Raw genomic sequence first — 11,569 nt, forward strand, 5'->3', positions numbered from 1 at the left:
TTTATCGCGTGCCGCCATGCTCATGAGCACCGATCCGTTGCGTCGGGGGGCAGACGGCTCGGCACTCGGTCGCACCATTAAGGTGATCGGCCTTGCAATGGTCCGTCCGGCGACCCGCGGGGGAGTCGCCGGACGGGCCTTCCGCCTTCAGTCAACAGAAAGTTCCGACGATGAGCGACGAAGCACAGAAGCAGAAGATCAAGACTCTGGAGAACCACGCCGGCAGCCCGGGTGACGGCTCCACGGTGAAGCCTCTGGAGAACCACGCCGGCAGCGTCGCCGAGGGCGAGACCATCAAGCCGATGGAGAACCACGCCGGCAGTGTGGCCCAGGACATCCTGAAGACCGACGAGAACCACGCCGGTTCCGAGCAGGTCTGACCGCACGCACGGGGAGACGACCGCGGCGGCGCGGAGGGGGAGCCGTCGCGGTCGTCGGCGTCAGGGGGGTGCGGGGGCGGTGCCCCGCAGCGCCGCCTTGACCACCTTCCCGCTCGCGTTCCGCGGCAGCTCCGCCACGAACTCCACCCGCCGCGGCACCTTGTAGTTCGCCATCTGCCGCCTCGCCCAGGCGATGAGGTCGTCCCCGGTGAGCACCGCTCCCGGCCGGCGGACCACGAACGCCTTGCCGACCTCGCCCAGCCGCACGTCCGGCACGCCGATCACGGCGACGTCCGCCACCTGCGGGTGCAGGCCGAGCGTCCGCTCGATCTCCGCCGGGTAGGCGTTGAAGCCGCCCACGATGAACATGTCCTTCAGCCGGTCGGTGATGCGCAGGTTGCCCGCCGCGTCGAGCATGCCGACGTCCCCGGTGCGCAGCCAGCCGTCGGCGGTCAGCACCTCGGCGGTCGCCGCCGCGTCCTCGTAGTAGCCCCGCATGACGTTGAAGCCGCGCACCAGGACCTCGCCGGGTTCGCCGGGCGGGGCCTCCACCCGGACCTCGGTGCCGGGTATCGCCCTGCCGGACGTGGTCGCGATCACCGCGGGGTCGTCGCCGCGCCGGCACATCGTCACCAGGCCGCCGGCCTCGGAGAGCCCGTAGGCGGTCAGGACCGTCTCCACGCCCAGTTCACCGCGCAGCCGTTCCACGAGCCGGAGCGGGACGACCGCCGCGCCCGTCACCACCAGGCGCAGCGCGGACAGATCGTGGCTGTCGCGGGCCGGGTGGTCGAGCAGCGACCGGTGCAGGGTGGGCGGGCCCGGCAGCACCGAGACCCGCTCCGCCGCGATGTTCGCGAGGGCCGTCTCCACGCCGAACACGGGTTGCGGAATCATCGTGGCGCCCCGCATCAGGCAGGCGATCACCCCGGCCTTGTAGCCGAAGGTGTGGAAGAAGGGGTTCACGATGAGGTAGCGGTCGCCGTGCCGCAGGCCCGCCAGGTCGCTCCAGACCGCGTAGGCCCGCAGTGTCTGCGCGTGGGTGAGGACCACGCCCTTGGGCCGCCCGGTCGTCCCGGACGTGAAGACGATGTCCGAGGGCCAGGAGCCCTCGACCGCCGCGGCGCGCGCCCGCACCCGCGCCGTGCTCACGGTGTCGCCGCCCGCGAGGAAGTCCTTCCAGGTGCGGTGGTCCGCGGGGGCGTCCTCCGCGAGCACGACGACCTGCTCCAGCGCGGGCAGCCCGGGCCCCCCGGCGACGGCCCGGCGCAGCGAGGCCACGTAGGAGGTGCCGAGGAAGGTGCCCGTCACGAACAGCAGCCGGGCGCCGCTGCGGCGCAGCACGTCGGCCGCCTCGGCGCCCTTGAAACGGGTGTTCAGCGGCACCAGGACCGCGCCCGCCGAGACGGCGCCGAGCGCGGCCACGATCCAGGCGGGCGAGTTGGGGGCCCACAGGGCGACCCGGTCGCCGGGCCGGACGCCCGCGGCGAGGCAGGCGGCCGCCGCGCGGTCGACGCGGGCGCCGAGTTCGGCGTACGTGATGCGGGTGCGGCCCTCCACCACGGCCTCGGTGTCCGCGTACCGGCCGGCCGCCGCCCGTACGAGTTCCGGAACGCTGCCCCACTCCACGTCACCGCGCACCATGGCCTCCCCACTGGCTGACGGTCCGTCAGATTACCTGTAATCTGACGGGCTGTCAGCAGCCGTCCCGGGAGGCGGAGGTGTGCGCGGCATGACGTCAGGCAGCGGTCTCAAGGACGCCACGGCGATCGTCGGCATCGGGCAGACGCCCTTCGCCCGGCACCTCGCGGACGACGAGCGCACCCTCGCCTGCCGAGCCGTGCTGGCCGCGCTGGACGACGCCGGGATCGCACCCGGCGAGGTGGACGCCCTCGCCTCGTACACCATGGAGGAGACCGACGAGGTCGAGCTGGCCAAGGCCGTCGGCCTCGGCGACCTCACGTACTTCGCCAAGGTCGGCTACGGCGGCGGCGGTTCGTGCGCCACCGTCGCGCACCTGGCGGCCGCCATCGCCACCGGACAGGCGTCGGTGGGCGTCGCCTGGCGGTCCCGCAAGCGCGGCAGCGGACCCCGGCCGTGGCGGAACACGACCGCCCAGCTGCCCACCCCGGCGCAGTGGACCAGGCCGTTCGGGCTGCTGCGCCCGGTCGACGAGATCGCCATGCTCGCCCGGCGCTACATGCACGAGTTCGGCGCGACCCGCGACCACCTGTTCAACGTCGCCCTCGCCTGCCGCAACCGCGCCAACCAGAACCCCGCCGCGATCATGTACGACCGCCCGCTGACCCGCGAGATGTACATGACCTCGCGCTGGATCAGCGAGCCCCTGTGCCTGTACGACAACTGCCTGGAGACCGACGGGGCCCTCGCGTGCGTGGTCGTCGGCAGGGAGCGCGCCCGCGACTGCCGGCAACGCCCCGTGTACGTGCACGCGGCCGCGCAGGGCCTGCCCGCCCAGCACCACGGCATGGTCAACTACTGGAACGACGACCCGCTCACCGGCCCCGCCTGGACGGCCGCACGGCACCTGTGGAAGCACGCCGACCTCACCCCCCAGGACGTGGACGTCGCCCAGATCTACGACGCGTTCACCGCGCTCGTCCCGCTCTCCCTGGAGGGGTACGGCTTCTGCGCGCGGGGCGAGGGCGGTGCGTTCACCGAGGGCGGCGCCCTGGAGATCGGCGGCCGCCTCCCGCTCAACACGGGCGGCGGCGGTCTCAGCGAGGCGTACGTGCACGGCTTCAACCTCGTCACCGAGGGCGTACGGCAGCTGCGCGGCACCAGCACCGCGCAGGTCCCCGGCGCCGCGACCTGCCTCGTCACCGCCGGCGAGGGCGTCCCCACCTCCGCGCTGCTCCTGAGGAGTTGACCGCCGATGCTCTCCCCCGTCACCGACGCCGACGGCGCCCCCTTCTGGGAGTACGCAGAGCGGGGCGAGCTGCGGGTGCAGACCTGCGGCGACTGCGCCGAGCCGCGCTTCCCGCCCCGGCCGTGCTGCCCGCGCTGCCAGTCCTTCGCGAGCACATGGCGGCGCACGAGCGGACTCGGCCGCGTCTGGTCGTACGTCGTCGCCCATCCGCCCCTGCTGCCGGACTACGCGGAGCTGGCGCCGTACAACGTGGTGGTCGTCGAACTCACCGACGCCCCGCGCGTGCGGCTCGTCGGCAACGTCGTCGCCGCCCCCGGCGCGCCCCTGAACTCCGTGCCGCCGGAACTGATCCGCATCGGCGCCCGGGTCCGGGCGGTGTTCGACGGCACGGGGCTGCCGCGCTGGGTGCGGGAGCGGTCATGAGCCTCGGCGTGCGCGTCGACGAGGGCACCGGCGTCGCCGTGGTCACCCTGGACCGGCCCGGCCGGCTCAACGCCCTCGACCTGGCGACCCGGGACGAACTGGTCGCCGCCTGGCGCCGGATGCGCTTCGACGACACCGTACGGGCCGTCGTGCTGACCGGCGCCGGGGAGCGCGCGTTCTGCACGGGCCTGGACCGGGACACCGAGGTGCCGCAGCCGAACTCCCCCTATATGACGGACGATCCGCTGCTGCGGGCCGGGCCCAAGTCCAACGACCTGTGGAAGCCGGTGATCGCGGCCGTGCGGGGCATGGCCTGCGGCGGCGCCTTCTATCTGCTCGGGGAGAGCGACTTCGTCGTCGCCGACCCGACCGCCGCGTTCTTCGACCCGCACACCACCTACGGCATGGTCAGCGCCTACGAGTCCATGCTGATGGCGCTGCGCATGCCGTACGGGGAGGCCGCCCGGACGGCGCTGATGGGCGCGGCGGAACGGCTGGGCGCGCGGCGGGCCCACGAGATCGGGCTCGTCTCCGAACTCACCGCGCCGGGCGAGGCGCTGGCCGTGGCCGTCGAGCGCGCGACCGTGATCGCCGGGCATCCGGCGGAGGCCGTGCAGGGCACCGTGCGGGCGCTGTGGGCGGCCCGGGAGGCCGCCCTGGACCGCGCGTTCGCGCAGGCCCCGCATCTGATCGCGCTCGGCAACCTGCCCGGCGAGCGGCAGGAGGAGCTGTTCCGCACCCGGAGCCGGGCGTTCAGAACCAGGTGACCGGCGGGACTGGGGCCTTTCGTTTGGATCAGCCTGGCTGTGGCCGACGGGACATGGTGACGTGCCCGACGCCGGGATGATCCAAACGAAAGGCCCTAGTACGAGTCGTCCACGCGCAGGGCCTCGCCGAGGACGCAGGTGCCGGCGGCGGTGGCGCTCGCGCGGGCCACGACGTCGACCGACTCGGTGGCGCCGGGCTCGACCGTCAGGATGCCGGAGGTGGCCTTGTCCAGCTCGCGGCCGCCAGAGTCCTTGAACGTCACGGTGAACGTGTACGAGTAGGTCCGCAGCGCATCGCTGTTGGTGGCGCTCACCCGGGCGACCAGGCCGCGGTCCGGGTCGTTCTCGCACCGGTCGATCCTGACGTCACGGGTGGCCGCGGCGCCCGGCCCCTCGCTGGTCTGCGTACCGCCGCCCGAGGTGGACCCGGTGCCGTAGTCGTCGTCATCGTCGTCGTAGTGGGTGCTGCCGCCGCCGTGGCCGCCGGAGCTCGACGAGGAGCTGTGCGAGTCCGAGCCGCCGCAGCCGCCGCCGTTCGAGTGCCGGGCCCCGGTCAGTGCGACGACGACGCCGACGGACACGGCCACAGCGCGGACATGACGAAGCTTCACTGGTGTCAACCCCCGTTGATTTGAGCGTGAGCACGTCACGGTAGCAGCCGAGGCGTGGCAGAATGCGCTCACTCGGTGTGACGCCTCGCGCAGTGACGGTGAGGACGTCTACGCGGTACGGGCCGTTCCGGTGCCCTTCTCCGCGTCCAGCGCGTACACGCAGCGGTCCTTGCTGCACGCGTACACAACGCCGTCGCGCACCACCGGGGAGCCGGTGATCTCGCCGCCGGTGGCGAGCTTCCACCGCAGCCGGCCGTCGTCGGCCTTGAGCGTGTAGAGCAGGTGGTCGGTGGAGCCGAAGTGGATCCGGCCCTCCGCCACCGCGGGCGCTCCCACGATGTCGCCGCCCGCCTGGAAGCGCCACTTCGGCGTCCCGGTGACCGCGTCCAGCGTGTACAGGCCCTTGCCGCTGCCGACGTGGACATGGCCCGCGGCCACCAGCACCGGCTCGGTCGAGGCACGGGCCTCGGTGGCGATGCGCCAGCGGTCCCGGCCGTCGGTGGCGTCCAGCGCGTACACCGTGCCGAGGTAGTCGGCGAGGTACACACCGCCGCCGGTCACCGCGGGGCCGGGCACGAAGGCCGGCGGGCACAGGAAGACCGCCGGGGCCTCGAAGTGCCAGCGGACGTGCCCGCCGGCCGCGTCGAGGGCGAGCACGCGGGTACCGGCCGAGACGTACACGTAGCCGTCGTGGGCCTTCGCCACCCGCACCGGCACCCCGCCGCAGGAGGCGGCGTCGCCGATCGGGTACGACCAGCGCTCGTCGCCGGTGCGGGCGTCCAGGGCGCGCAGCCGGGCGTCCTGCCAGACGTAGGCGGTGCCGTCGTACAGCGCGGGGCCCGCCTCCGGGGTCTCGAAGTCGGTCTGCGCGCCGGTGATCTCCCAGAGCTTCTGGCCGTTGGACGCCTCCCAGGCCTGGACGCCGCCGCCGCGGGTGCCGGTGAGGACCGTGCCCCGCTCGGCCTTCAGGGAGTACACCCAGGCGTCCGTCTGGAGCCGCCACAGGTCGGCGCCCTCGCGGCACTCCAGGGCGAACAGGGTGGGGCCGTCGGAGGCGTGGATGCGCCCGTCGGCGACCGCCATGGACCAGGCCACGTCCCGGGTCTTGAAGCGGCGGCGGCCGGTGGCGACGTCCAGGGCGTGCACCTCGAAGGAGGTGACGTAGACGAGGTCGCCGGCGACGGAGGGGGTGCCCCAGACGTCGTTCGACATGCGGAAACGCCAGGGCCGCCAGCCGCCCGGGCCCTCCGCCGGGGCCGCGGGCGCGGCCGGCAGGGCGGGGTCGGCGCCGTTGACGCCGGGGCGGGGCTTGGACCAGGAGGCGACCAGGGCGGCCTCCGCGGGCGGCGCCTTCATCGCGGCAGCGCGGGCGTCGGCGACCCGGGGGCCGGGGCCGATCGGGACGGCGGCGCCCGCCAGGCGGACGGGGCCGGTGCCGGGGGCGCCGACCGGCACGGGCGGGGCCTGGGGGCCCGGGACGACCGGGTCGTGCGGGGGCGGCGGCGGCACGGGCGCGGGGACGCCGCGTCCGGCGCTGCGGCCGGAGGCGGGCGCGGGCTTGGGGGCCGGGCGGCCGCCGCGGCGCGTCTCGATCAGGCTGACCGCCCGCTCGGGCAGCCAGGCGGAGGCGGTGCCGCTGTCGTCGGTGCCGGAGCCGAAGAGGTGCGGGGCGAGCTGGGCCTGGAGGTCGGCCGGGTTGGGGCGGGCCGTCGCGTCCATCTGCATACAGGACTCGATGAGGGGGCGCAGCTCGTCGGGCAGGCCCTCCAGGTCCGGGCCCTCGCGCAGCAGCATGAAGACCGTCTCGACCGGGTTGGCGCCGTGGAAGGGCGGGTGCCCGGTGGCGGCGAACACCAGCATCGAGCCGAGCGAGAAGACGTCGCTGGCGCCGGTGACGCTGCGGGAGTCCTTCGCCTGCTCGGGGGACATGTAGGCGGGGGTGCCCACGGCGACGTTGGTCATGGTCAGACGGGTGTTCGACACGCCGGACGCGATACCGAAGTCGATGACGCGCGGCCCGTCCTCGACGACGAGCACGTTGGACGGCTTGAGGTCGCGGTGGACGAGACCGGCGCCGTGGATCGACTGCAGCGCCTCGGCCACGCCGGCGGCCAGCCAGCGCACCGCCTGGGCCGGGAGCGGCCCGCACTCGTTCACTATCTCCTCGAGGGAGGGTGCGGGGACGTACGCGGTGGCCAGCCACGGCACGGCGGCGCGCGGGTCGGCGTCGACCACCGCGGCGGTGTAGAAGCCGGAGACCGCCCGGGCCGCCTCCACCTCGCGCGTGAAGCGCACGCGGAACAGCTGGTCCTCGGCGAGCTCCGTACGGACCGTCTTGATCGCCACGCGCCGGCCCGAGGCCGACCGCGCGAGATAGACCAGCCCCATGCCGCCGGCGCCCAGCCGCCCGAGCACCTCGAACGGCCCGATCCTGCGCGGATCGTGCTGCGTCAGCTGATCCACCACTCTGCCTGCCACCTCCCCGTACGGGCCCCGTGCACCCACATATGCACGCGACCCCGTGCAGCGTCTCACCACCGCACCGCCTCGGCGGCACGCACCCCGATTCTTCCTGTCCGAGCGCCCGGTGGCGAACCCGGGTCCAAAAAGGGGTGTCTCATGACAAAACGACACATCGAACCTGGCGCACGCCCCGCCCACCTGCCGGAACGCCTGCCTCAGCGCTCCAGGAGGGCGAACGAGGCCCCCTGATTGTCGGTGACGACGGCGACCGTGCCGTACGACGTCTCGAAGGGCGGGACCTGCACCCGCCCGCCGAGCCGGGTGACCGTGCCGAGGGCGGCCGCGCAGTCCTCGACCCGGAAGTGGACGACGAAGTGGGGCGGCATCATCTCCGCGAAGACCTCCCCGACCGCCGCCCGCCCGAAGTCCGGCTCCGCGCCGGGACCGAACAGGGCGTCGTGGAACAGCCCGCCGTAGAAGGTGTTCGCGGCCTCGGTGTCCCGGGCGTACAGCTCGGCCCAGGCGAACGTCCCCGGCTCGTGCCGGCGCCCGAACCCGCTGTGCGTGCCCGCCTCCCACAGCCCGAACACCGCGCCCTCCGGATCGGTCACCAGCGCGGCCGTGCCCAGTCCCGGGCCCACCTCCACGGGTGCGGTGACCACCTGCCCGCCGGCCTGCCGGATCCGCGCGGCCAGCGCCCGGGCGTCGGGTGTTGCGAAGTACACCGTCCACACGCTGGGCATCCGCCCGTCCGTCTTCGGCGTGAGCGCCGCCACCCGCTCACCGTCCAGCAGGGCCCATACGGCGGAGTCGTACGCCTCCTCGAAGGCCCAGCCGAAGAGCTCACCGTAGAACCGCTTGCCCGCTTCCACGTCGGGGAGCTGTGCGTCCACCCAGCACGGAACGCCCTCCACCTGATCCGTTCCGTCTGCGGATGCCCTGTTTTCGGCCATACTGCCAACGTAACGGCCTCACGCGCACCGCGCAGACCAGGCACACCAGCCCCCGAGCCTTGGCGCACCCCATTTGCAGTCGGCCGAATCGCGCCCCGATGCCGCCTCGGTAAGCTGACGACATGACAGGACAAGTGCGTACCGTCGACGGCCGCGTGGCCGGCAGGCGTGGGCAGGCGACCCGGCAGAAGCTGCTCGACTGCCTCAGCGAGATGCTCAGCTCTTCCCCGTACCGGGACGTCAAAGTCATCGATGTCGCCCGCAAGGCAGGTACGTCGCCCGCAACCTTCTACCAGTACTTCCCGGACGTCGAGGGCGCCGTCCTGGAGCTCGCCGAGCAAATGGCCGCCGAGGGCGCGGAGTTGACCGCCCTGGTCGAGGGCCGCAGCTGGGTGGGGAAGGCGGGCTGGCAGACCGCGCAGGACCTCGTCGACGGCTTCCTGGACTTCTGGCGCCGCAACGACGCGATCCTGCGGGTCGTCGACCTCGGCGCGTCCGAGGGCGACAAGCGCTTCTACAAGATCCGCATGAAGATCCTCAACTCGGTCAACAACTCCCTCGCGGACGCCGTGTCACAGCTCCAGGCGAAGGGCCGGGTCGACAAGGACGTCAACCCCGCGGCCATCGCCGGATCGCTCGTCGCGATGCTCGCCGCGGTCGCCTCGCACCAGAAGGGCTTCCAGAGCTGGGGCGTCAAGCAGTCGGAACTCAAGCCGAATCTGGCCCTGTTGGTGCATCTGGGCGTCACCGGCAGGAAGCCCGTGAAGTGACGCCCGAACGGCCGGCGGGGCGGTTCCCGGCCGGCCAGCGCCCCCAAGTCCTGTCTGGCAGGCGGTGGTCCACCCGGTGGGCCGCCGCCTGTCGTGCGTCACGGCCCGGTCCGGCCGGGCAGCGGGCGGTCCTTCACCACGTGCTTCATCACCAGCGTCGACGTCAGCCGCTGCACCCCCGGCAGCGTGGCCAGCCGCTCGTCGTACAGCCGCTGGTAGGCCGCGAGATCGGCGGTGACGACCCGCAGCAGGTAGTCGGGCTCCCCGAACAGCCGCTGCGCCTCCAGCACCTCCTCCACCTCGCCGAGCGCCCGCTCGAACCCGGCGACCGTGTCCCGGTCCTCCTGCCGCATGGAGACGAAGACCAGCGCCTCGAAGGCGAGCCCGACGGCGGCCGGGTCCACCACCGCCCGGTACCCGCCGATGGCGCCGGACCGCTCCAGCTCGCGCAGCCGCCGGTGGCACGGCGAGACGCTGAGCCCCACCCGCGCGGCCAGCTCCGTCACGGTCAGCCGGCCGTCCTGCTGGAGCTCGGCGAGGATGCGTCCGTCCACGTCGTCCATGGGGCGGATCCTCCCCCGGAGGGCCGGGTGCCGGGCAAATGCCGCCGTCGCTTTCGGGTCACCCCACCTGGGACCGCGGAGTGAGGCGGAAGAGCCGGATCCGCCGGTCCACCCGGGCCTGGTACGCCGCGTACGGGGGCCATAGGGCCACGGCGGCCCGCCAGGCCGCCTCCCGCTCCTCACCCGCCAGGAGCGCGGCCGTGACGGGGACGGTGCGGCCCTTCCAGTCGATCTCGGCGTCGGCGTGGGCGAGCAGGTTGCGGGTCCAGGCGGGGTGACCGGGCCGGCCGAAGTTGGAGCCGACGAGCAGCCAGGAGCGGCCTCCCGCCTCGGGTACGCAGGCGAGCGGCGTACGGCGGGGCAGTCCGCTGCGGGCGCCCGTGGAGGTCAGCACGACACCGGGCAGCATCAGGGCGCTGAGCAGCACCTTTCCCCGGGTGAGCCGGTGCACGGCCCGGTCGAGCGCGGGCACGACGTGCGGTGCGGCCCGGGCGAAGCCCCGGGTCGCGGACAGCTTCTGGACGGCGCGTACGACCGCGCGCGGCAGGGTCACACCCGCACCTCCCGTGTCCCGGGCGCCTCGAGGAGCCGGGCCGACCCGGCGGCGTGCGCGCGCAGCCGGTGGACCGGCCCGAGAAGCAGTTCGTCGCCGGCCGCCCGCTTGAAGTACAGGTGCGCCTCGTGCTCCCAGGTGAAACCGAGGCCGCCGTGGAACTGGATCGCCTCGCCCGCGGCGGTCCGCAGCGCCTGGAGGGCCTGGGCGAGGGCGAGGCCGCCCGTCCGCTCGCCGTGGGCGGCCGCCCAGGCCGCGTGGTACGCCGCCGACCGGGCCGCCTGCACCTCGACGTACACGTCCGCCAGCCGGTGCTTGACCGCCTGGAAGGACCCGATCGGCCGCCCGAACTGCTCGCGCCGCCCGACGTGCTCCACGGTCCGCTCCAGGGCCCGGTCCGCGGCGCCCACGGCCTCGCAGGCGAGGACCGCCGCGGCCCGGTCCCCCGTCTCCCCGAGGGCGCCGGTCACCTCGGCCCCCTCCTCCCCCAGCAGCTGTGCGCCGACGTCCCGCAGGTGCACGCGGCCCTGCGGGCGGGTGGCGTCGACGGTGGTCTGCCGGGCCCGGACCACCCCGGGCGCGTCGCCGGGCACCAGGAACAGCAGGGTCCGGGGGCGGGTGTAGCCCCCGGTGCGCGCGGCGACCACCAGCAGTCCGGCGCTGTGCCCGTCCAGCGTCTGACCGGCCTGCCCGTACAGCCGCCAGCCGTCCCCGCCGCGGCGGGCCTGCACACCGCCCGCCCGTCCGCCGCCGGCCCAGTCGCCGCCGTTGCCCCCGGTCAGGGCGAGGGCGGTGGCGAGGGCGGGACCGTCCACGACGAGGGCGGCGGTGAGCGCGCCGGAGGCGAGGCGGGGCAGCAGGTCCGCCCGCTGGGCGGGGGTGCCGAGCGCGGCGACCAGCGGGGCGGCGAGGACGGCGGTGGCCGTCAGCGGGGAGGGGGCCAGCACCCGGCCGGTCTCCTCGCAGGCGAGGGCGAGTTCGGTCACCGAGCAGCCCACGCCGCCGTACGCCTCGGGCAGGGCGAGGCCGGGCAGGCCGAGGCGCCCGAGGGCCGCCCACAGGGCGGGGTCGTGACCGGTGGGGGTGTCGAGGGCCGCGCGCAGCTCGCCGGGGCCGCAGCGGCTGTCGAGCAGGGCGCGCAGGGCGCGGCGGACGCCGTCCTGTTCGGGGGTGAGGCTGGTGTCCATGGGTGTTCCCTC

General features: G+C 74.3%; 12 protein-coding genes. 5 read left to right on the forward strand and 7 right to left on the reverse strand.

Annotated elements, in window-relative coordinates:
- The first annotated feature begins 170 nt into the window (after positions 1-170).
- On the forward strand, positions 171-380 hold the full coding sequence (locus ABZ899_RS05980) for a hypothetical protein (RefSeq protein ID WP_361341298.1): 210 nt from the start codon (positions 171-173) through the stop codon (positions 378-380).
- A gap of 60 nt (positions 381-440) precedes the next feature.
- Here the strand turns inward: ABZ899_RS05980 and ABZ899_RS05985 are convergent, their stop codons facing one another.
- Entirely contained in the window at positions 441-2,021 is a 1,581-nt protein-coding gene (locus tag ABZ899_RS05985) for a FadD3 family acyl-CoA ligase (RefSeq protein ID WP_361341301.1), read from the reverse strand.
- 88 nt (positions 2,022-2,109) lie between these two features.
- Between ABZ899_RS05985 and ABZ899_RS05990 the strand changes: the two genes are divergently transcribed.
- Genes ABZ899_RS05990 through ABZ899_RS06000 form a run of 3 tightly spaced genes read left to right on the forward strand, consistent with a single transcriptional unit; the run spans position 2,110 to position 4,457 of the window.
- Complete coding sequence (locus ABZ899_RS05990) at positions 2,110-3,267, forward strand: lipid-transfer protein (protein ID WP_361341304.1); 1,158 nt, start codon at positions 2,110-2,112, stop codon at positions 3,265-3,267.
- Between the two features lie 6 nt (positions 3,268-3,273).
- Positions 3,274-3,690, forward strand: coding sequence for an OB-fold domain-containing protein (locus tag ABZ899_RS05995; RefSeq protein WP_361341307.1), 417 nt, complete (start codon positions 3,274-3,276; stop codon positions 3,688-3,690).
- On the forward strand, positions 3,687-4,457 hold the full coding sequence (locus ABZ899_RS06000) for an enoyl-CoA hydratase/isomerase family protein (RefSeq protein WP_361341310.1): 771 nt from the start codon (positions 3,687-3,689) through the stop codon (positions 4,455-4,457). Before ABZ899_RS05995 ends, ABZ899_RS06000 begins: the two co-directional genes overlap by 4 nt.
- A gap of 95 nt (positions 4,458-4,552) precedes the next feature.
- Here ABZ899_RS06000 and ABZ899_RS06005 read toward each other — a convergent pair whose 3' ends face one another.
- From ABZ899_RS06005 to ABZ899_RS06015, 3 genes are all read right to left on the reverse strand, one after another.
- Entirely contained in the window at positions 4,553-5,038 is a 486-nt protein-coding gene (locus ABZ899_RS06005; protein WP_361341313.1) for a hypothetical protein, read from the reverse strand.
- A gap of 138 nt (positions 5,039-5,176) precedes the next feature.
- Positions 5,177-7,534, reverse strand: coding sequence for a serine/threonine-protein kinase (locus tag ABZ899_RS06010; protein ID WP_361341315.1), 2,358 nt, complete (start codon positions 7,532-7,534; stop codon positions 5,177-5,179).
- A gap of 212 nt (positions 7,535-7,746) precedes the next feature.
- Positions 7,747-8,484, reverse strand: coding sequence for a VOC family protein (locus ABZ899_RS06015; RefSeq protein WP_361341318.1), 738 nt, complete (start codon positions 8,482-8,484; stop codon positions 7,747-7,749).
- A 134-nt stretch (positions 8,485-8,618) separates the two neighbouring features.
- Between ABZ899_RS06015 and ABZ899_RS06020 the strand changes: the two genes are divergently transcribed.
- A complete protein-coding gene (locus ABZ899_RS06020; RefSeq protein WP_361341576.1) occupies positions 8,619-9,254 on the forward strand; it encodes a TetR family transcriptional regulator in 636 nt (211 codons plus the stop codon).
- 98 nt (positions 9,255-9,352) lie between these two features.
- Here ABZ899_RS06020 and ABZ899_RS06025 read toward each other — a convergent pair whose 3' ends face one another.
- The 3 genes from ABZ899_RS06025 to ABZ899_RS06035 are packed head-to-tail and all read right to left on the reverse strand — an operon-like array spanning position 9,353 to position 11,557.
- Complete coding sequence (locus tag ABZ899_RS06025; protein WP_361341321.1) at positions 9,353-9,817, reverse strand: Lrp/AsnC family transcriptional regulator; 465 nt, start codon at positions 9,815-9,817, stop codon at positions 9,353-9,355.
- A gap of 58 nt (positions 9,818-9,875) precedes the next feature.
- A complete protein-coding gene (locus tag ABZ899_RS06030; protein WP_361341324.1) occupies positions 9,876-10,370 on the reverse strand; it encodes a nitroreductase family deazaflavin-dependent oxidoreductase in 495 nt (164 codons plus the stop codon).
- Positions 10,367-11,557, reverse strand: a complete 1,191-nt coding sequence (locus tag ABZ899_RS06035; RefSeq protein ID WP_361341326.1) for an acyl-CoA dehydrogenase family protein — start codon at positions 11,555-11,557, stop codon at positions 10,367-10,369. The genes ABZ899_RS06030 and ABZ899_RS06035 overlap by 4 nt, the downstream gene beginning before the upstream one ends.
- Between the last annotated feature and the right edge of the window lie 12 nt (positions 11,558-11,569).

This window comes from Streptomyces sp. NPDC046859, from assembly GCF_040645135.1.
Taxonomy (GTDB): Bacteria; Actinomycetota; Actinomycetes; order Streptomycetales; family Streptomycetaceae; genus Streptomyces.

Coding starts and splice junctions, on each gene's coding strand:
- ABZ899_RS06025 (WP_361341321.1), bottom strand. CDS start 9,817: ATGGACGACGTGGACGGACGCATCCTCGCCGAGCTCCAGCAGGACGGC.
- ABZ899_RS05990 (WP_361341304.1), top strand. CDS start 2,110: ATGACGTCAGGCAGCGGTCTCAAGGACGCCACGGCGATCGTCGGCATC.
- ABZ899_RS06015 (WP_361341318.1), bottom strand. CDS start 8,484: ATGGCCGAAAACAGGGCATCCGCAGACGGAACGGATCAGGTGGAGGGC.
- ABZ899_RS05995 (WP_361341307.1), top strand. CDS start 3,274: ATGCTCTCCCCCGTCACCGACGCCGACGGCGCCCCCTTCTGGGAGTAC.
- ABZ899_RS06000 (WP_361341310.1), top strand. CDS start 3,687: ATGAGCCTCGGCGTGCGCGTCGACGAGGGCACCGGCGTCGCCGTGGTC.
- ABZ899_RS05980 (WP_361341298.1), top strand. CDS start 171: ATGAGCGACGAAGCACAGAAGCAGAAGATCAAGACTCTGGAGAACCAC.
- ABZ899_RS05985 (WP_361341301.1), bottom strand. CDS start 2,021: ATGGTGCGCGGTGACGTGGAGTGGGGCAGCGTTCCGGAACTCGTACGG.
- ABZ899_RS06035 (WP_361341326.1), bottom strand. CDS start 11,557: ATGGACACCAGCCTCACCCCCGAACAGGACGGCGTCCGCCGCGCCCTG.